The sequence below is a fragment of the Streptosporangium sp. NPDC049376 genome, from assembly GCF_044466505.1.
Taxonomy (GTDB): domain Bacteria; phylum Actinomycetota; class Actinomycetes; order Streptosporangiales; family Streptosporangiaceae; genus Streptosporangium.
In genome coordinates, this window is sequence record NZ_JBITMT010000019.1 from 64,253 (window position 1) to 84,859 (window position 20,607).

The 20,607-nt window shown below is 67.4% G+C and carries 13 protein-coding genes; 4 read left to right on the forward strand and 9 right to left on the reverse strand.

The features are described 5' to 3' along the window. Positions 1-17 precede the first annotated feature (17 nt). The 6 genes from ACIBVQ_RS32945 to ACIBVQ_RS32970 all read right to left on the reverse strand — a co-directional run bounded on the left by ACIBVQ_RS32945 (position 18) and on the right by ACIBVQ_RS32970 (position 9,803). Positions 18-1,571, reverse strand: a complete 1,554-nt coding sequence (locus ACIBVQ_RS32945; protein ID WP_362777533.1) for a DHA2 family efflux MFS transporter permease subunit — start codon at positions 1,569-1,571, stop codon at positions 18-20. Between the two features lie 129 nt (positions 1,572-1,700). After that, positions 1,701-2,852 carry an ARPP-2 domain-containing protein gene (locus ACIBVQ_RS32950; protein WP_399182265.1) on the reverse strand — a complete coding sequence of 384 codons (1,152 nt, stop codon included), beginning with the start codon at positions 2,850-2,852 and terminating at the stop codon, positions 1,701-1,703. Further along, a complete protein-coding gene (locus ACIBVQ_RS32955; protein WP_399182267.1) occupies positions 2,849-4,222 on the reverse strand; it encodes a hypothetical protein in 1,374 nt (457 codons plus the stop codon). The genes ACIBVQ_RS32950 and ACIBVQ_RS32955 overlap by 4 nt, the downstream gene beginning before the upstream one ends. Before the next feature lie 334 nt (positions 4,223-4,556). After that, positions 4,557-6,281 carry a M28 family peptidase gene (locus ACIBVQ_RS32960; RefSeq protein WP_362777539.1) on the reverse strand — a complete coding sequence of 575 codons (1,725 nt, stop codon included), beginning with the start codon at positions 6,279-6,281 and terminating at the stop codon, positions 4,557-4,559. A gap of 169 nt (positions 6,282-6,450) precedes the next feature. Further along, positions 6,451-7,413 (reverse strand): LysR family transcriptional regulator, encoded by a 963-nt coding sequence (locus ACIBVQ_RS32965; protein ID WP_352013013.1) that lies wholly within the window; start codon positions 7,411-7,413, stop codon positions 6,451-6,453. 170 nt (positions 7,414-7,583) lie between these two features. Next, on the reverse strand, positions 7,584-9,803 hold the full coding sequence (locus ACIBVQ_RS32970) for an MMPL family transporter (protein WP_399182269.1): 2,220 nt from the start codon (positions 9,801-9,803) through the stop codon (positions 7,584-7,586). Between the two features lie 104 nt (positions 9,804-9,907). Here ACIBVQ_RS32970 and ACIBVQ_RS32975 point away from each other — a divergent pair, with 104 nt between their 5' ends. Then, on the forward strand, positions 9,908-10,537 hold the full coding sequence (locus ACIBVQ_RS32975; RefSeq protein WP_399182271.1) for a TetR/AcrR family transcriptional regulator: 630 nt from the start codon (positions 9,908-9,910) through the stop codon (positions 10,535-10,537). Between the two features lie 337 nt (positions 10,538-10,874). Here ACIBVQ_RS32975 and ACIBVQ_RS32980 read toward each other — a convergent pair whose 3' ends face one another. Continuing rightward, a complete protein-coding gene (locus tag ACIBVQ_RS32980) occupies positions 10,875-11,915 on the reverse strand; it encodes a hypothetical protein (RefSeq protein ID WP_399182273.1) in 1,041 nt (346 codons plus the stop codon). Then, positions 11,912-12,514: an RICIN domain-containing protein gene (locus tag ACIBVQ_RS32985; protein ID WP_386190354.1), complete on the reverse strand. Its 603-nt coding sequence runs from the start codon at positions 12,512-12,514 to the stop codon at positions 11,912-11,914. The genes ACIBVQ_RS32980 and ACIBVQ_RS32985 overlap by 4 nt, the downstream gene beginning before the upstream one ends. A gap of 730 nt (positions 12,515-13,244) precedes the next feature. On the opposite strand from ACIBVQ_RS32985, the gene ACIBVQ_RS32990 reads away from it, so the two are divergent. The 3 genes from ACIBVQ_RS32990 to ACIBVQ_RS33000 all read left to right on the forward strand — a co-directional run bounded on the left by ACIBVQ_RS32990 (position 13,245) and on the right by ACIBVQ_RS33000 (position 19,770). Further along, positions 13,245-16,343, forward strand: coding sequence for a hypothetical protein (locus ACIBVQ_RS32990; protein ID WP_399182275.1), 3,099 nt, complete (start codon positions 13,245-13,247; stop codon positions 16,341-16,343). Between the two features lie 24 nt (positions 16,344-16,367). After that, on the forward strand, positions 16,368-19,328 hold the full coding sequence (locus ACIBVQ_RS32995; RefSeq protein WP_399182277.1) for a hypothetical protein: 2,961 nt from the start codon (positions 16,368-16,370) through the stop codon (positions 19,326-19,328). 223 nt (positions 19,329-19,551) lie between these two features. Continuing rightward, positions 19,552-19,770: a hypothetical protein gene (locus ACIBVQ_RS33000; protein WP_386190351.1), complete on the forward strand. Its 219-nt coding sequence runs from the start codon at positions 19,552-19,554 to the stop codon at positions 19,768-19,770. Between the two features lie 271 nt (positions 19,771-20,041). On the opposite strand, the gene ACIBVQ_RS33005 is transcribed toward ACIBVQ_RS33000, so the two are convergent. Continuing rightward, positions 20,042-20,590 carry a hypothetical protein gene (locus tag ACIBVQ_RS33005; RefSeq protein ID WP_352013010.1) on the reverse strand — a complete coding sequence of 183 codons (549 nt, stop codon included), beginning with the start codon at positions 20,588-20,590 and terminating at the stop codon, positions 20,042-20,044. Positions 20,591-20,607 lie beyond the last annotated feature (17 nt).

Below are 20,607 nucleotides of genomic sequence, written 5' to 3' on the forward strand. Positions count from 1 at the left end.
CCTCACGGCACTCGGCCTCACCGCCGTGGGCGGCTCGCGGAGGGCCGTGTCCGCCGTGTCCCGGAGCGTGCCCCCTGCCGGCCCCGCGACGAGGCCCGCGGTGACGGCCGCCCCGGAGGGCGTGACCTGCGGTCGGCGAGCACGTCGGCGACCGCGACCACCAGGGCGGCCAGCACGAAGCCGATGGTGACCAGCAGCGCCGTCCTGAACGCCGTGGCGTGGTCGCCGTGTGAGGAGGCGGTCACGGCGAAGAACACCGAACCGATCGCCGCGATGCCCAGGGCCGTGCCGATCCGCTGACCGGTCTGCAGCACCCCGCCCGCGGTGCCCGCCTCGGCGACCGGGACCTGGGCCAGGGTGAGCGTCTGGTTCGGTGAGATCACCAGCCCGCTGCCCAGCCCCGCCAGCAGCAGCGGCGCCGCGATCGCCCAGGCGACCCCGGGCCCGGCGTTCAGCCGTACGGCCAGCTCGGTGACGGCCAGCCCGATCACCACCATCACCAGCCCCGCGACCACCAGCGGCCTGCCGAACCTGACGGTGACCCGTCCCCCCAGCATGGAGGCGACCGCCGAGCCCGCGGCGAACGAGGTGCTGGCCAGGCCCGCCTCAAGCGGGGAGTACCCGAGCCCGTTCTGCAGGTAGATGGTGAGGATGAAGAAGATCGAGGTGAACCCGGCGAAGTAGAGCGCCGCGATCAGGGCGCCGAAGGTGTAGGACCGTCTGCCGAACAGCGACAGGTTGACCATCGGTTCGCGGCTCCGCCCGTACCGGCGCTCCCAGAGGGCGAAGAGCCCGATCGTCGCCAGTCCGGCCACGGGCAGCAGCCACCTGCCCGCGCCCCGCCACTGCTGGCCCTCCACGAGCGGCAGCAGGATGAGCACGAGCCCGGCGGCCAGCAGCAGCACCCCGACGGGGTCCATGCTCTTGCGCGAACGTCTCTCCGGCGGGCGGCGCGGGATGTAGCGGTAGGCCAGGGCGATGGCGAGCAGGCCGATCGGCACGTTGACGTAGAAGACGAGGCGCCAGCCGTCGTGTTCGCCGCCCAGGCGGATGAGCAACCCGCCCAGCAGCGGGCCGACCGCGGTCGAGATGCCGATGGTCGCGCCGAGCATGCCGAACGCCCTGCCTCGCTCGGCTCCTCTGAACAGCTGCTGGATCAGCCCGCTGACCTGCGGGTTGACGATGCCGCCCGCCACTCCCTGCACGAGCCTGGCCAGGACCAGCCAGGTCGAGGTCCTGGCGATGCCGGCCGCCGCGCTGGCCAGGGTGAACAGGGCGACGCCGAAGACGAAGACGTTGCGCCTGCCGCGCATGTCGCCGAATCGCCCAGCGGGCACCAGCACCAGGCCGAAGGTGAGCGCGTACCCGGAGACCACCCACTGCAGGTCGCTCTGCGGCGCGCCGAGGCCCGTGCGGATCGCGGGCAGCGCGACGTTGACGATGCTGACGTCGAGCAGGGTCATGAACCCGGAGACCAGGCAGACGGTCAGCGCCTTCCAGCGGCGCGGGTCGGCCTCCTCCTCCCGCCACCGGGTGGCCGGTGTCCCGCCGGACCGGGCCTTGGCGCTCATACGCCCCTGTCCCGGCCCGGCGCGGGAGTTCTGCTGCGGAGCATCATGACCGCCTTGGTTCTTGGCCTACCGTGATGGACTTTCCCCACTTAGTGCGACATACCTACCCTTTTCGGGTGGGCCAACCCGCTACCGCGCCCGGCGCGCCTGGGCCCGGTAACGGTCGAGGATGTCCTGGCGGAGGAGATGGCCGAAACCCGCGCCCTCGATGCGCAGGGCGAGTTCGTGCTCGGTCATGCCGAGCGCGGCCGCGGTCTCGGCCAGGTTCCAGCCGCAGGCGGCCAGCCGGGTCAGCAGATGACCGCGCCGGACCTGGTTCTCCGACAGGCGGAACGTCTTGAGGTAGGCGAGCCGGCCCGCGCCGTCGGTGATGAGCTCTCCGATGTGGTTCTCCTGCCGCCGCTCGAAGGACGGCAGGAAGCGGGACAGGCGGTAGCCGTCCATCTCGTAGACGCGCTGGTAGGTGTGGTCCGTCCGCAGCAGCCCGTTCGCCATGACCCCGTCGTGGAAGGACGCCCACTCCTCCTGCCGCTCACGGGCCCGCGCCCGCAGGTCGGCGAGGGAGCCGACCTGCGCGTCCACGATGCGGGCGCGGAAGTCGGGCACCGCCACGCTGTACATCGCGTAGTGGTGGATCAGCTCGCCGTACAGGTCGTGCAGGAGGGTGGTGTGCAGGGCGCGGTAGTCGTCGGGATGCGGCACCACGAACGCGGAGGCGAGGGCGTCGGCGACGTAGACCAGGACGCCGCACTGGCCGGGGTGGATCTCGAAGATGCGCAGGGCGTCCCGCAGGCCCCTGACCTCGGCGCCGGAGTAGCTCTCCTCGACGCGCGGGGAGAGCCCCTGGTCGATCGCGCGGCGCGACCACTCCTCCCACGCGATCTCCGGCCCGCCGAAGTGCAGCGACAGGTAGCCCTCAAGGGCCAGGTGCAGGGGCAGGAAGCGCAGCCGGTTCCTGCCGGTCCTGCGGGCCATGCGGCGGTGGAAGTGCAGCGGCATCCCGCTGGGCACGTGGTCGCGCTCCGCCGGTCCCCGCAGCTGGGTGCCGTACGCCGCGGCGGGGGAGCCGTCGCGTGTCCAGTCCGCCACGAACCCGTGCGGGATGTAGGAGAGGTACGCGGCCCGCGGGGTCACCTCGACGAGGCCGAACTCCTCCTCGTATATCTGGGCGGACAGCCGCAGGTCCTCGATCGGCTCCTGACGGACCAGCGGGACGAGCCGTACGCCGCCCCAGACCTGCGCGGGGCGGGTGGACAACCCGGTGAGGGTGAGAGCCGTCATGTGTCCCCCAGGAGGAAGCCTTCGACACGGCGTGCCAGGTGGGCGCGCAGCTCGGGGAGCCCGGTGCGTCCGTCCGCGAACTGGGCCAGCTCCACCAGGGCGAGGAGGTTCTCGGCGTCGCGGATCCCGGCGGTCGGGACGGTCGGCGCCAGCCGCCGCACGTCGAAGTCGGCGGCGTCGTAGACCGGGTTGAGATGCGTGACGGCGCAGGTGTGATGCGGGTCGAGCCGGGTGCGCCAGATCCGCAGCACCTCCTCCGCGAGTCCCGGCGGTGAGTTGTCCCATCCGTCGGAGACGACGATGAGGCGTTCCGGCCGGAGTTCGAGGCCGTCGAGGACGCGCTCGCCGAGGGGCGTGGCCCCGTGCGGATGGACGAGCAGCGCGTCTTGGCGGCCGGAGAGCCACAGGGGCGTGTACTCGCGGGCCAGCGCCTCCAGCAGGAAGTGACAGGCGAGCGCGACGGCGAGCGGACGCCGGCGCTTGTGACCCGACCCGTAGGTGGAGAAGCTGTCGTCGAGGACGGCGGCCACCGTCCCCCAGCTCCCGGCCTGCCCGCCCGCGGTCCGGCGGGCCGCCGCGCGCAGTGCCCCGGTCAGCTCGGTACGGCGGCGCGCGCGCTCGTCCAGGGAGAGGGAGAGCACGTACGACGCCAGCCGGGTCAGCGGCATCGTGGTCAGGTCGGCCCGCACCGCCTCGGCTCCCAGGCCGCGTGCCGACTCCTGAAGCCGCAGGCGCTCCAGCCGGGTGAGCCGGGGCGCGATGCGCTCAAGGAAGGCGGCACGCGGGATGCGGTGCTTCGCCGCGAACCCCTCCGCCACCGTGTAGGGCAGCCCGTACAGCGCGGCCTGCTCGTAGTGGGCCCTGCGCCACGTCTCCAGGATCGGCGTCGCGTAGGCGGCCCTCCTGCGCGGGGTGAACAGGAACGGCCCCAGTTCCCCCTCCGGCCGCAGGTGGGCGTGCCGGACCACGTCCTTGACGGCGCCGCGGTACTTCACCGCGTCGAACGCGAGGTCGGGGCGGGCGGCCAGCCAGTCCCGCATGATCGCCCTGGTGCGCCGGTTGTTGACCTTGGCGCGGCGCAGCGCGCGGAACAGCCCGTAGACCCGGGGCGGCGGCAGCAGGGCCAGCCGCCGGGCGATCAGCCGTCCCTCTGCGCGGCGCTGTTCCGGATCCGCCTCCGCCGCCGTGGTCAGCAGGTTTTTTGCGATCATCACGGCGTTGTGGTCGTTGACGTCCAGGGCGAGGGCGGCGGTGTACAGATCGCGGTAGTTGCCCAGCAGGTAACGGTGCAGGAAGTCGAGCGAGAGGCTCTGTTCCTCCGCGCCGGAGTGGAACTCACGCTGGCCGGTCGAGGTGATCGCCGCGTTCACGAACAGCAGGACGTCGTCGGCGGCGATCAGGTCCGCGCTGGTTTCGACGTGGGTGTCGATCGTCGCCTCCGGGTCCGATGCCGAGGCCGGCCGGGGAATGAGGGCGCGAACTGCGAATCATCGCTTCAAATGCGGGTTCCGGAAGTCGCGCCGGAGTCCCACGGCCGGCGCTGGAAGCGTAACAGCGTAATTAACGATCTATCAGCTCATTTTTCAGGGCATCTCCGGACACAGATACGGCGGGCGGTTGTGGCCGCCCGCCGTACTGTCACCCGGTTTCCTGGTTGGTTCCGGTGGATCGATCAGAACCGTTCAGCCGGTTCGGATCCTCTGCTCAGATCTTCTGCCAGAGAGCGGGGACGTTCGGCGGCTCCCAGCCGGGGTAGGCCGTGTGTCCCTGGATGCAGCGGTAGCTGGAGCCGCCGTAGGTGACGACGTCACCGGTCGCGTAGGTCTTCCAGGCCGCCCACTCGGTGCCACTCTGGCCGCCGTTCACGGTCAGGGAGATGGTGGCCGTGTGGGTCACGTTTCCGCTGCCGGTGATCGTGATGGTGTAGGTGCCGGTCGGGGTCGTGGACGAGGTGGCCACGTTGACCGTCGAGCTGCCGGGCACGGAGACCGTGGACGGGCTGAAGGACACGGTGGTGCCCGCGGGGGCGCCGGAGGCGCTCAGCGAGACCGACTGCGAGTTGCCGGAGACGAGCTGGGTGTTCAGCGTCGTCGAGGCCGAGGCGCCGGGCTGGACGGTCAGCGAGCTCGGGTTGACCGAGATCGAGTAGTCGTCCGTCGGAGGCTGGCCGCCGACCGTGAGCCTGAAGGTGGCCGACTTGGCGCCACTGGCCGCGTTGCCGTTCAGGGTGATGGTGTAGGTACCCGACGGGGTCGAGGGGGAGGTGGAGATGGTGACCGTCGAGTTGCCGGGGACGGAGACCGTGGACGGGCTGAAGGACACGGTGGTGCCCGCGGGGGCGCCGGAGGCGCTCAGCGAGACCGACTGCGAGCTGCCGGAGACGAGCTGGGTGCTCAGCGTCGCCGTGGTCGAGGAACCCGCCTGCACGGTGGCCGAGGAGGGGCTGACCGACAGCGAGTAGTCGTTGGAGGGAGCGTCGCTGACGCCCAGCTTCCACACGGCGTTCGCGATCGCGTCGGCGTTGACGTCCAGCGCGGTCACGTTGATGTTGCTGGTGGTGTCGCAGGAGGAGTGGTAGCAGCGGTCGAAGGCCTGGCCCGCCTGGCCGCCCCACTTGGCCGCCTGCGCCGAGGACTTGCGGGTCTCGGCACCGGTGAAGACGCCGCCGACCTTCACGCCCGCGTTCTTGAAGGCGGTGTGGTCGCTGCGGCCGTCGCCCTCGGTCTCGATCTCGGTCGGGATGTTCTTGCTGGCGTAGAAGTCGTTGAAGACCTTCTGGATCGCCGGAACGTCGTCGTAGACGAAGTAGCCCGGGTTGGGCGAGGCGGTCATGTCGAAGTTGAGGTAGGTGTCTACCCCGTTCGCGCCGCCGTTCTGCACGTAGTACCTGGAGCCGACCAGGCCGAGCTCCTCGGCACCCCACCACGCCAGGCGCAGGTGCTTGTTGAGGTTGGGCTTGAGGCTGGCCACGTTCAGGGCCAGCTCAAGCAGGGTGGCCGAACCGGAGCCGTTGTCGTTGATGCCGGGTCCGGCCGTCACGCTGTCCAGGTGGCTGCCCAGCATGAGGGTGGGGCTGGCAGGACCGGACGGCCAGTTGGCGATCAGGTTGTAGTGGGTCCGGCCGTTGTAGCTGAAGCTCTGGGTCTGCGTGGTGTAACCCACCGCCTCCAGCTTGTTCTTCACGTAGTTCAGCGACGCCGTGTAGCCGGAGGAACCGGACGAGCGGTTTCCGCCGTTGCTGTTGGCGATCGACTGGAACTGCTGCAGGTGCGCCTGGATGTTGCTCACGGACAGATCAGGTGCCGCGAGTGCGGCGCTGTTGCCCGCCGCGGGGGCCGCGACGGCGGTTGTGGCGCTCGCCACGGACGATGCGGCCATGGCGACGGCGGCCAGTACGGCGACCGCGCCTAACTTGACCTTGGGATTCACGCGGGGTGACTCCTCTCGGTGTCCCTTGGGGGGTTTGAGGGATGCAAGGAGCCCTGACGGTTTGGGCTGGACCAAAGCTCACACTCCGGGGACCAGGTGGAGTACCCCACGAATGTGGATAACTTGGAGATATGGTCGGCCAAACCTGGCAGGAAAGGGATATGGTCGTCTAGACCGGCGGAGAAAGCGGCACGTGGCGCCTCAGCCAGGAGGCATAGACCGGTGCGCGCCGTACCTCGGACCAGTAGGTCTTGGTCACCGCCTGAACCAGGTCGGGCCCGTGCCTGGCGATGGGGCCGTGTTCGGTCCAGCCGATCATGTGCCGGAACCGCAGCGGGGTTCCGGCGAGCGGCCGGATGACGATACCCGGATAGCCCTTGCTGGTCGCCTGGAACATGCCCACACAGCGTCCCGCGGCGATCAGGTCGATGGCGAGGCTGAGGTCGGCGGAGTAGGCGATCTTCGGTGCGAAGCCCTGCCGGGCGCAGGCCGCCCAGAAGTGCTCCCTGTGACCGGATTCGGCCAGCGCGTGCAGGGTCCAGTCCTCGCAGGCCAGATCGCGCAACTCCACCTCCTCCCGCTGGGCGAGCGGGTGGGTGGCGGCCAGGCCGACGAAGATCGGCTCGACGGCGACACCCGCGTACACCACTCCCGGGGGCGGGGTGAGCTCGTGCCCCGGATAATCTCCGAGCGTGGCGAGTTCGAGCCGCTCGGACTCCAGCAGTCCGGGCAGCAGGTCCATGGCCTCCTCGGTGCGGACGGTGATGTCCGCTCCGGCCAGCAGTTCATGGAGGCACTTGATGACATTTATCGCGAGATGGCTGGACATACAGCCCACTCGGATTTTGAGCTTCTCCGCGGCCTGTTCGGCGTAGCGCATGCCGTCACGCCGGAGCTCGTCGAAGGCCGGCAGCAGGGAGCGTGAACGGACCAGCACCCACATGCCGAGCTGTGTGGGCCGTGCTCCTTCCCGGCCCCGCTCGAACAGCGGTCCACCGAACATGCGTTCGATGCGTCGCAGCTGTGTGGCGAGCGCAGGCTGCGACATCTTGAGGGCTGCCGCCGCCTTGGAAATGCTGCCCGAGTCGGCGATCGCACAGATCGCCCGTAAATGACGCACTTCTAGGTCCACACCGGAAGGTTAATAGTAAAGAACCTTTCCGGTAAGGCCCAACTTTGTTGCGCGCCGTTTTCGTGGGCCGTATATCGGCGTCTGTGCAGCGTGTGGCGTCGGGGGGCCGCATACCAAATCGCATATGACGGCTCGATATGGAGTCCCTGTAAGGAACAAAAGGGACATTTTCACAGCCTGTCAGGCTGGTGAACGGCGTTGGACCCCGCCCCGGGGACGGATGGGACCGGATGAGGGACGGGCGTCTCGGTGAGGCCGATCCTACGGTGCAGGCGGCGAAGAGGCGCGGGCGCCCACCAGTTGGCTCTTCCCGTCAGCCGCATCAGGGCGGGCACCAGAACCGCGCGGATCACCGTGGCGTCGACCGCGACGGTCAGCGCCATGCCGATGCCGAGCTCCTTGAGGAAGACGACCCCGCTCGTCGCGTAGGTGGCGAACGACAGCGCGAGGATCACCGCGGCCGCGGTCACCAGCGGGGCGCCGCGGGAGACACCGGCCACGACCGAGCCGCGCGGGTCGCCGGTGCGCTCGTACTCCTCCTTGATCCGGGCCAGCAGGAGGATCTCGTAGTCCATCGACAGGCCGTAGGCGACGCAGAACATCAGGATGGGGATGCTCGGCTCGATCGAACCGGTCGGGGTGAAGGCGAGCGGGCCCGCCAGGTGGCCGTCCTGGAAGACCCACACCAGTGCGCCGAACATCACCGACAGGCTCACCAGGTTGAGCAGCGAGGTCTTCAGCGGGGCGACGACGCTGCCGGTCATCAGGAAGAGCACGACGAGGGTCACCAGCACGATCAGCGCCGCGACCAGCGGAAGACGGCCCGCGACGCCGTCGTGGTAGTCGGTCATCTCGGCGGGTGAGCCGCCGACGAGCACCTCGAAGGGCGCGGGCACCGCGCGTACGGCCCGAATCAGGTCGCCCGCGCCGGACTCCAGCCGCGCGGAGGAGGCCACGACGGAAAGCCAGGTTCCGCCACGGCCGTCGTGCGCGGTGAACCGCGCCGGGGCGGGGTCACCGGTCCTGCGCCCGCCGCCGAAGGTCCCGGCGGCCGAGTCGACGCGCACCACGCCCTCAAGCCGCGACAGGGCCGCGGCGTACGGCCCGGCCGCCGCGGCGTCGCCGGTGGGGGCGACGACCCGCAGGGCGTCGGCGTCCTCGGCGGTGAACCCCGTGCGGACCTGGTCGTACAGCAGGCGCGCCGGGGCCGAGGCGGGCAGCACCCGGTCGTCGGGCGCTCCGAAGCGCAGGCCGAGGAACGGCGCGCCGAGCAGGCCGAGGACGAGCAGCGCGGCGCCGCCGGAGATCAGGGGGCGCCGGGTCACCGCCAGCGCGGCGCCGTACCAGAGGGAGGAGGAAGAGGGGGCCGGTCGGCGGCGCTCGACGCGGGAGCCGAGCAGGACGAGCGCGGCGGGCAGCACGACCAGCGCGGCGGCCACGGCGGCGAGGACGACCGCGATCCCGGCGTAGCCGAAGGAGGCGAGGAAGGGAAAGGGGAAGACCAGCAGCACCGCCAGGGAGGCCGCGACGGTCAGGCCGCTGAACAGCACCGTACGGCCCGCGGTGCGCACGGTCGTGGCGACGGCGGCGCGGACCGGCGCGCCGCCGAGCCGCTCCTCCCGGAACCGGAAGATCATGAACAGGCCGTAGTCGACGCCCAGGCCCATGCCCATGACCAGGCAGACGTTGGCGGCGAAGGTGGAGACCTCGGCGAAGCCGAGCACCCCGCGCAGCAGCGCCAGCGATCCGGCCACGGCGAGCAGCCCGGCGCCGAGGGTGAGCAGCGCGGCGGCCAGGCGCCGGTAGACCCACCACAGCGCCAGCAGCACCATCGGCACGATGATCAGCTCGGCACGGGTGAAGTCGCTCCGCGACTCCTCCATCACCTGGCGGAACACCTCGTCGCCGCCGCCGACCTCGACCCTGACCGGGCCGGACGGGCCGGTGAAGGCCCGCGCCAGGCCGGGCAGGACGTCACGACGCACGTGGTCGGCGCTGCCGGGCACCCAGGCGAGGACGAGCGCGCCACGGGCGTCGCGGCTGCGCAGGGTGTCCTGGCCCGTGGTCCAGTACGACCAGACGTCACCGGCGCCGGGGTGGGCGGCGAGCCTTCGGGTGAGGTCGCGGCCGGCCGCGGCGACGCGGGAGTCGTCAACGGTGCCCTCGCGGGCGGTCACCAGGAGCGTGACGTTCGGCACCCCGGTTCCGAAGCGCTCGGCCAGGACGTCGCGGGCTCGCGTCGACTCCGAATCGGGTGCCTCGAACCGGTTGAGGGACAGCCGCGTCATGGTCCCCGAGGCCAGGAGGGCCGCCACGACGGCGGCGATCACCCCGGCCGCGACCAGCCATGCCGGGCGCCTGGTCACGAGACCGGCGAGTCTGCTGAGCATGGATTCCCCCGTTGAAGTATTTTTACGAGTAGTCGCTCGCATCAAGCGAAGATTACGAGTGATTGCTCGTGTTTTTCAAGCGGGGTTCGAGAGAAAGGAGGCCGATGGCCGAGACGACGGAGGATCCACGGCCGCGCAGACGGCAGGCACGCGGGGAACGGCGCATGGCGGAGATCCTCGCCGCGGCGGCCACGGTGTTCGCCCGGCTGGGGTACGAGGCCGCGACCACCAACAAGATCGCGGCGGAGGCCGGGATCTCACCGGGCTCGCTGTACCAGTTCTTCACCAACAAGGAGGCCATCGCGCGGGCCCTCGTCCAGGACTACCTCCTGGAGCTGGGACGGGCTCACCGTGGCGCGCTCGACCTCACCGACCCCGCGGGGCTCGGTCTCGTGGAGCTGGTCGACCGGGCCGTCGATCCGATCGTGGCCTTCAACCTCGCCCATCCCGGCTTCAAGGCGCTGTTCGCGCGCCCCGACATGCCGCCCGAGCTGGCCGCCGCGCTCGCGCCGCTCCAGACGGCGTTGCGGGCACGCGTCGAGCAGATCATCGGGGAGCTGGCGCCGCACCGGGACGGTACCGAGCGCGCCCGTGCCGCGCTGACCTGCGTGCACATCGTGCAGGGGGTGATCCCGCTGATCACCTCGGCGGACCCGGCCGAGCGTCCCCCGCTGACCGGGGAACTGAAACGGGCGCTGTGCGGCTACCTGGAGTCGCTGGTCGCGCGCCCGTGACCGCTCACTCCGTGGCGTGCCGGTCCGCCGGGCGTTTCACAGCGGGGTCGGCGCTCAACGGTGATCGGTGGGCCGAGCCTGTTCCACAGACGGTTGCGGTAGGAGGGGCGCAGCGGCCGTACGCTCCGTCCGCTCAGGTGGAGATCCAGCTCCGCCGACACGTATATCTTGTCGGCGTTCGCCGTACCGGTGCCGCCGGATGCGTCAGGAGAGTGATGCCTCGCCGGTAGCCGGGCTGTCCCCGTGTGGCCCCGATCCACGCCAGTGAGGATCGGAGCCGCGCCCACGCCGTCATGCGCGGGCGGCGCGGATCGGCCGCGGAGCGACTTGTTCCTGGTCACTCGCCGTTCTTGGCGAGAACCGCGCTCGCGTTGGCCGTCCACTTCTGCGTGGTCTGCTGAGCGGCGGCCAACTTCTCCTTGTTCTTGGCCACGATGAGCTCCTCGTAGGCGATCCGCACGGTCTTGTAGACGCCGGTGAGATTGACCTCCTTCTGGCAGGTCGCGTCGATGCCGGCCACTCGCTTCTCCTCCGCGTCAGCCGGGGTGGAGGCATTGCGGCTGGCCCACCGGACGTCGTGCCGCGGGACCACGGGGCTTTCGTACCGCAGACCGTTTCTGGACATACACGTCTTCCAGGCGGAGACGGCCTGCCTCACCCTGCTGTCACCCATGGCCGAGATGCGCGAGTCCACAGCGAGCGCACGCGAGTCGACAGGAAGTTCGGCGGTGTCGCCGTAGATCTTCGACTTCGCCTCCCCGGCGCAACCGCCTGCGGGAACGGTGTGGCCTGACTTCGTCCTCGGGTCGCGACCGTCATAGGCGGCCATCTGTTCCTTCGACGGCCCGTGCTTGGGCCTGACCTTGCTGAGCCTGGCGATCTCGGGTGCGACTTCCGGTCGTGGATATCCCTTGTCGGCCGCGGTGGCAGGGTCGAGATAGTCGAAATAGTCATATTCGTTGAAGGAGGTCTCGTCCCACGAGCGTACGATTCCATCCTCCCAGTCCGTGAAACCGATCGCCCGCATACATGAGTTCGCTGCGGCGTCTCTGGCCAGGCTGAGGTTCCTGAGTTCCTCCATTGACGGCAGATACGGATCCAGCGGCATGGGGATCCGCTTCCCGTTGGTGACCTGGAGAACGGATCCTATCGTCGGCTCCGGGGTCTTCTCCGGAGGAGAGGGGAGAGGTGAGCCTTCCGAGGAGGCCGGGCCGGGAAGCGTCGCCGACGGAGAGGACGATGATGTCGTGACGCTCGATACCGAGGTGTACTGCTGTGCGCGTTCCACACCACAGCCGGCGACAGTGAGACCGACGATCACCCCGAGAGAAACGACGCTGGTTCTCTTTCCGATGGGAGAGGTGGTGAAATTTCTCATTGTCCGTTCCTCTTCCAGTAGCAGTTGATGTGCTCGGACATGTAGCCCGAGTAGCCTGTAGGGGTGCAGGTGTCTTCTGTGTAAAGGGTGGTTTGATCGTATCTGGCCACCACCAACACGTCGTGATAGGGGTTCCCCTGGCAGCCGGCTCTGTTTATCCAGGCTGAGAAGTAGCGGTTGTATACCGGAGACCAGATCGAGCGGTAGTCCCACATCTGATAGTAAGTGTCGACCCTGTTGTACTGGTCGGGGAAACCACATGCGAGCCCGAAATCGTCATTGTAGGGCCTGTCGGCATGTCCTAAAACTTTGCTGCTGTTGTTGTTGACTATCAAATAGTAAGGGTTCCACAGTTTGAAGTCCGACCAGAGCTGGTTCTGGGAGGCCGCGTCGTAGGGCCATACGATCACCCGCGCCCCGTTGTCCAGGGATGAGCCAAGAACCTCCAGATAGGTTCCGGTGGAGTTACTTTGCCATCGATACGTGCCATCGGCATGGGCAGGTGATGACGGAACCGCGGAGGACGCGAGCATGGCTGCGAGCGTTGCCTTCGTCAAGAGCCCGACGACCCTTCGGGCGCGTGCGAACCTACTTCCCACATGAACTCCTTCTGTATCCGCCCAACGATCGGCGGCTGGCGCTCGGCGGTGAATGTGAAAGCTCTCGAACAGTGATCTATGTCATGGACGCACATCCATACTTCGATGTGCCACGAAATTTCCACCCGGATCTGGCGTGAAATTTCAGTCCTATGGGACTGGTCGGAGGGCGGAAAACGGCCGCCGGTCCGGGAGGGGCGACGGGCAGGCGCCGGCGCGAAGACCCGGGGCGGCATGCCGGAAGGCCGCGCCATGGCAGATCCAGGTCGTCCGATCCATCTGCTGGGCAGGGGCCGGAGATGATTTCGGTGCACCGGACTCCTGTAGTGACGCCCGGCCGGAGTCGATCTGATTCTCAAAAAGTCACAACCTTGTGAATCAAGGTCGGTGGTCGAGAACGTTTTGTCGGTCCGTCGGGGTTTCTTCTGGTGACGTTTTTGTGTCGGAGGCCGATGTGCGACCTGTTCCGCTCCTCTTCCCGAGGGTTGATGGATCCACTCCTGTTCGCCTTTTTGGCAATTACCGAGAACACGGTCGAACGTTGCCCTAGTCGGAGCGATGCGGCTCGGCGATGATCATCTTTATGATGCATCACGGAGTTTGTGGACGCAAGATATTTTTCTAGTCAAGTCCTGTTGATCTAGGGTTGTCCGTGTGATAGCTGTGATCGTCGGGGTGATTTTCCGTGACCCCCATCCCCTTACTCTGGCGGTATTAAATGTTGCGGACCGTGTTCAACGGGATTGCTCTCAACATGTTTTTGGCCGCGGCTCTAACTCTTCAGGCGATGTCTCCACTGAATGGTGCCGCGGCTGAAACGTTAGAAAATCGAAATCCAGAAAGAACGATTTCCCAATCGACCCCCGACTCCTCCGCCGAGCTCGCGTATGTGACGCCTGAGCAGCGGGATCGTGTTCTGCCGAAGGGGTGGCAGGAGTCGAAGGACGTCGCCTTGGCCACGGCGGGCGACTCCACCGGGTTCCATGTGCTGGTCGCGAAGGAGAGCGATGGCTATCAGTGGCGTACGGTCGCCACACTCAGCGAACCCGGAATGGACACCGATCAGTGGATCGGCAACGCCTGCCTGACCGGTGCGGGAACCCGGGTGATGGCCGTCTACGCTCCACGGCATTTCACCAACCGGCCCGAACTCTTCGCGAGGGGAGCCTTCGCCGCGGTCGTCGACATCGGCACCGGCGAGGTCACCAAGCTCAGAGACCAGGTGACCCTGGCGTATTTCAACCCGGGCTGTGGCGCGGGTGACGCCGTCGCGCTCACCCAGGGGGCCGACGAGAATCACCGCACCAGCAGGTTGCTCCGCGTGGAGACAGGAGCGGGTAAGTCCACCGATCCAGTGGTGGTCCCGGGACAGGTCACCTCAGCGGTCCCCTACGGGGACGGGTACGTGGCTGCCAGGAACGCGGCTCTCGTCTCGGTCTCCAGGGCGGGGAAGACGAGGACACTGACCAAGGCCGGTTCTGTCCCGTTCGACATCCGGGTGGACGACCAAGGAGGTGTCGTCTTCGCCGAGGCGGACGCGGGCCGTATGACGGTCCGCTATCACCGCGACGGCACGACCCAGACCCTGGCCACAGGCGACCTCGGACGGTTGTCGGTCCACGCGGGAGGCGGCGGCAGGGTCTTCCTCGTCGGTGAAGCGGACAAGGTCCGGAGCCTGCCCGGCACGGTGACCGTCCTTGACGCCCCGGCTGACGGCCAGGTCTCCTCCCGGGGAGGACTCGTGGTCACCGCCGCCGCCCGGCGTGGCCTGCGTGGAGGACTTCGCGGAGACCCGAAGGACACCGGAATCGACGGGGTCGGCGGGAACAGCGCGGCCCCCGAGCCCATCGACGTGAAGGCGGAGGTTCCCGCGACACAGGCGAAGCTCGACTTCGAGGTGGCACCGGAGGCGAGGACGACACCGAAGATCAGCACGGGAAGGCTGGCGAATCCCAGGCTCGCTCAGGCCATGGGGCAGAAGGCGACCAGAAGAGCAGGTGCGCCCCTGGCCGCGGAGGACCCGGTTGACGTAGGTCACACGTGCTCGGTGCCGCGGAACGATCCGAAGCTCCAGACGTATCAGCCTCACTGGCGTCAGGTGGAGTGGGCGGTCGACCAGCTGGTGCAGAAACGGCTGACGCTGACCCGGCCGGCGAACTGGAAGGGGTCGGGGCTGCCGGCCTGGTCGCCGCAGGCGATGTTCCCCGCCGAGGACCTCCAAGGCGGCGGACGGGTCCCGACGAACATCATGCTTGGCATCCTGGCGCAGGAGTCGAACCTCTGGCAGGCGCAGCGGCGCGTTTCCGAGGGCGAGACAGGAAACCCACTGGTGGGCAACTACTACGGGGTCAACATCTACGACACCGACCCCGCCAACGACTGGACGATCGACTTCTCCGATGCGGACTGCGGGTACGGCATCTCCCAGCAAACCGACGGGATGCGTAAAGCCGGTTCGGAGCGAACCGGTGAGGTCGCCTGGCCGCCGGACAAACAGAAAGCCGTGGCCCTCGACTATGTCACCAACATCGCAGCCGGCCTGCGCACGCTGACCCAGAAGTGGAACCAGATCCGCACTGACACCGGCGGGCAGATGATCGCCAACGACGGCAGCTCCTCGAAGCTGGAGAACTGGTACTTCGCGATCTGGGCATACAACTCCGGCTGGCATCCGAAGGCGGATGCCAATGGCAACGACGACAAAGGTAAGCCGAACAACGGTGCCTGGGGTCTCGGCTGGACCAACAACCCTTCCAACGCCTTCTGGAAACCGGGTCGGCATCCGTTTCTGGACGGCAATGCTTATGCAGATGCGTCCACTCCGCAGTACTGGCCCTACCAGGAGAAGGTGCTGGGCTGGGCGGCCTGGCCCATCACCAAGACCTACTGGGACACCGCCGCGGGCAAGTATCAGGACCAGGCCGGATACAACCCCTCCTGGTGGAATCACACCGATTACCGTTCCGCGATAATTCCGGTGATCCAGAAAGCGAACCTCTTCGTCGTCGACTTGAGTGCGTTCTGCGTCGCACCGGGCGGCTCGGGCGCGGAACACAACAACTGTCAGCCCGGTACCGTCAACCAGGAGAATCCAGCCGCCACTCCGGCCGGTACGTGTCTGCGCGCGGACCTCAAATGCTGGTGGCATATTCCGAAAGCATGGAAGAGCTGCCCGGCCCAGTGCGGGAACGAGGGCACCATCCGCTACTCGGACGCCTCCTGGGCATCCACTGAGCGCGAAGAACCACGAGACTTCTGGTATCCGTGCCTGACCCCCGGGCTGCCGTCCGGCGCTCTCATCGTTGATGACGTCCCCCGTACGGCTCCCGCCGTACGTGGTGGCTGTGACAACAGCGGCTGGACCAACTCGGGAACCTTCACCCTCGAATTCGGCAGGGACGCCAAAGGAAAGGCACCCGCGAAGGCGGACTTCCAGCAACTCGGTAACGGTTTCGGCGGCCACGAGTGGTTCGCCTACACCCGCAACGCGGCCCACAACGGAGCGGTGATGCGGGTCACCGGCACCTGGACGCTCGACCAGCCGGTAACCGGACTCAGGCAGATCTTCGTCCACCTGCCCGACCATTACGGGTACACCCGCCAGGCACGCTACGACGTGCACACCGCACAGGGCATCAGAGCCCGGGTGATCACACAGCGTCCAGTCAAGGCGAACCCAGGACAGCAGGCCAACCGTTGGGTCTCGCTCGGTGTCTTCAACTTCTCCGGTACGCCCAAGGTCTCGCTGAGCACCCTCAACGGCAACGGCACCGGGGACGAGAGCGTCGTCTTCGACGCCGTCGCCTTCGCTCCGGCCTCCTGCCCCTGACGCCCTTTGGAGACGGTGTAAATCATGAGATTTTTCCGCGCCCCCCGGCGGAAAGCGGCCGCCATCGCGCTGGCCGCGGTTCTGTCGGCCGTGTTCCTTCCCTCGGCCTCGCCACAGGCCAATGCCACGACCGGCGCGCGCTCCGGCCCGGGAAGCGCTCCGGCGAAGACGTCGCCGGCCCCTGACGACCCGAAGCCCTATCACCGTGTTGAACGCAAGGAGAGCGCGCTCCACAAGGAACTGACCGGGAAACGGGCCGACTTCGGTCCTGCTGACCCGCTCTCCCAGGCATGGGCCAAGCACAAGATATCCACCGAGGAGTACATCGACCTCTCCCTGAAACGCGTCGCGAGACCGGGAGACCTCCCGAAGGAGTACCGTCCTGCGGCCGAACTGCCCTCCTCGGCGGGACTCGCGCTCGGCTACGCGCTCTCGATGCATGACAAGAAGCGGGAGAACGCGAACAGACTGATCGATGCATCAGGCCTGTCGGTGACGTCCGAACCACCTCAGGAAAACGCATCGGCGTCCGCCCGGAACGCCGCCTCCGCGTGGCCGGACTGCGACGCGGGGGACTACTCGTACCTGTTCCACAATTTCGACTGTAAGAGAACGCTCAATCTGTCGAGGCAGATCAACGTCTACTACAGCGTGGACGGGCTCAAGCCGCTCGATGGCGTCCCGGCCGTCGACCTCAACACGAACGGCGTGCCGGACGCCATAGACACTTTCGTGGGATCCCTTTCCACGGCATGGGCCGCGTACGAGTCCTGGGGATATGGCTGGCCGTCGAAGCCAGTTCACATATTCTTCGGCTTCGACGAGAACAACAACCCGGGACTGACACTCCCCTTCGGCGACAGCCTCGAAGACGGCGTGATCATGATCCTTCCCTCAGATCCCGGGCCTGACAGATACACCTACCTCGCCTACCACGAGCTTTTCCACGCGACTCAGTACTACTACCTGCCTCTCCTCAGCGTTATCGTCGACCTGCCCTCGGTCAACTGGTGGATGGAGGCGACGGCGGAATGGGCCACGCACCGGATGTACAACCTGGTCAATCCGTCCGCGCCGGGCTGGGACATATACAGCTACGCGCTCGATGAGTTCCTCGGCAACCCGGAACGAGCCGTCAACGCGAGTACCTGGCCCTGGCAGGCGCACAAACGGCAGTACGGTGCCTTCCTCCTGGCCCAGTACCTGACGGAACAAACCGACATGGATTTCGTCCGCCACACATGGGAGGAGATCCCCTTCGACCTTCCCATCAGTTCGATAGCCCAGGTCGTGGAGGGCTACAACCTTCAACTACCGATCTTGCTCCAAGGGTTCGCTCTGGCGAACTACCGGCTGACTGCCGACGTGCCCGATCTAAACCGTTTCATCGGCTCCCCGGTGGGATACCGCGACCCCCACGCGACAAGTCGGTGGAGCTCTGAGCTCGCGCCTTGGCTTGGACGGCCGAAACGGTCCAGCGAGCAGGCTCTGGCCTGGGGAAGATCCGCCAACGGATCGGTCGAGGTCTACCCCGGCGGAACGACCTACCTGGAGTTCACCGGCCCCTCCAGCGGGCAGAGCAGGCTGACCCTGCAGTTCGGGGCGCAGTCGATCCCGCAGATTCAGTTCCGATACTTCCTCGTGACCTGGCCCGCCACGGCCGGAAAGCCATCCGCGACGCCGTCCCGGTGGAGTCGTCTGGACCCCAGGGAGGACACCAGCGGACAAGTGAGCATTGCGGTCGCCCCCGGCGAGGTCGCGACGCTGATCGCGACACGCACCGACCTGGCCCCCGAATCCGGCACCGCTGACTCCTACGTGAACGTGGCACAGCTCGACTGGAACGCGACCATGACCGCCGAAACCGCGGCCCAGCCCAATAACGCGCTCAACACCATGTGGACGAACCAGGCGACTTCCGCCAAATGCGCCGACTGGAGCGGTGGGGATGCGGTGCAGTCCACTCGCTTGCCCAGCGGCAAACGGGCCTGGTTCTTCTCTGACACCTTCCTCGGGGACCCGGCCAAGCGAGGTGCCGGGAACGAGACCAGCTACATTCGCAACTCCATGGTCGTTCAGGACGGATCCACCCTGCGTACCGTCACCGGAGGAAGCACCTGCAAGGAAACCGACCCCAGCACGGACTTCTGGTCACGTTACGCGAAGACCCCGGTGGGCGAGGGCGGCCAGTACTGGACGGGAGACTCGAAGGTCCTTCCCACCACCGACTCAAAACACGAGGTGGTCAAGTTCTACTACGAGGGAACAGGAGACCAGGACACCCGCGGTGCCTACGCGCGGCTCCCGGTCGACGCCCTGGAGACAGACAATGTTCTCCAGGTCACTCCCGCCAATCTCGATGACTGCTCGGTCAGACCCCCGTACCCCATTGTCTGGGGAGCGTCGCTCGTCGACGATGGTGGCTACACCTACATCTACGGCTGGGAAGCCGACGGGACCAACGCCGAGAAGTCGCTGTTCCTCGCCCGCACCTCGCAGACGACCGCCTCGGCCTTCACCAACCAGGCCAACTGGAATTACTACGCCGGGACCGGAAGTGGCGGAGCCGCCCAGTGGGTGGAGTCGTGTTCCGCCGCCAAACCATTGGTCCCGAAGACCGAGGTGGACTTCAGTGTGATCCGGCTCAACGGCCGATTCTGGCTGGTGCACCACACCCCCGCGGCCCAGACGCCCGGAAAGATCGTCGCGGTTCCCTCCTCGACCGCATGGGGTTTCGGATCGGCCCAGGTGGACCTGTACACGCCGCCGGAGACACAGACGAACCCCAAGTACGCCGCGGTGTATGGAGCCAGGGTCCATCAGAACATCCTGTCCGACACGGGCAAGGTCTCCATCTCCTACACCGTCAGCACGAGCGCGACGAACGTCGCGTGCTGGGCTCGCGGCTACTACTTCCCCGACAACCAGTACCCGCGTTTCGTCGATGTCCCGACGACCGCGTTCTTCTCCACGACGGTGCCCTGACATCCTGACTCGATACGATCGCGGGGCGACCGGTCGGACCCGTGAGGGCCTTCCGGCCGCCCCTGGGAAGGAGAACGAGGTGAGGACATCGGCATCTGGCGCTCGAAGACGTGCCCTGACGGGCGTCGGGCTGATCATCCTGGTATGTCTCCAACTGAGCGCCTGCCAGATCGGGCGGGATGAGCTTTTCACGATCACTAATGGGACCGGGGAAACGGTCGTCGTGACATGGAACGGAATCGTGTACGCGACGCTCTCTCCGGGAGAAAGGAAGCAGAGCGCGTTGCCCGGCGACTGCCCGGCTGGGCCCTCGCCGCGTAACGACCTCTCGGCCGTATCGGCCAGTGGCAGGCGCTACGACTACGAAGGGCCGGTCTGCAACGGGCGCACCTGGTCGGTGGGCTCGGCGGAGAGCCGCTCCCCGAGCGTGTTCCCCACCTGAGGCAGGCCTCGGCACAACGCCGGCCTGGCGCACGGGCGCGGGAGAAAAACTGGACGGGCCGCTCCTGTTTAACCCGGTGACGAGAGCGCCGGACCGCTCCGATTGATCGTTTTGACGGAGTACGGCGCGGAGCACGGGCGGAATTTTCTGTCTCCCGCCCATGCTGTGAGTGCTCCGGTCACCAGGGCCCCTCGGCCGGATTCGCCGGGGACACGATAGGCGGAGGACGGCCCGTAGGTTCTCCGGCTGTCGATTCCGCGTTTCGCGCCGCTCACTCCGTGGCGTGCTGCCAGTAGGGGTCGCGGTAGAGGACGACGGTGGTGCCGCGCAGGAGTTCGTCGGGGGCGGAGACCAGGACGAGTTCGCCGTTGGCCTCAAGCCCGCGCAGGACGTCGCGGACGCGGGGGCCGACCGGCAGCCGGCCGACGGGCAGTTCGAGGGTCGCGCGTACGGCGTCCGCGACCTGGGAGAGCCGGAAGGGCTCGGTCAGCGGGGTGATCAGCTTGCGGACGAGCTCCACGGTGATCACGGCTTCGGCCTCGGCGTAGGCGAGTTCCCAGCTGAGCTGCGCCTTGCGTTTGCCGGTTCCCGCGCACGAGGTGCAGGGCTGGGAGAAGTTCGGGGTGATCTGCTCCGTCGTGGTGCCCAGGCAGGTAGTGCACTGGTTGGTTTCCATGGCGTGCAGTTCGGCGGCGTCGCGGTCGGCCAGGTGTTTGCCGCACAGGCACAGGTAGCGTCTGAACCCGCCACGAACCACGAGGAGATCGTCGGCGTCGTCCGGAATCTCGTCCCACAGCGTGGTCATGGTGTGTTTTTTCATGATTTTGTGACTCTATC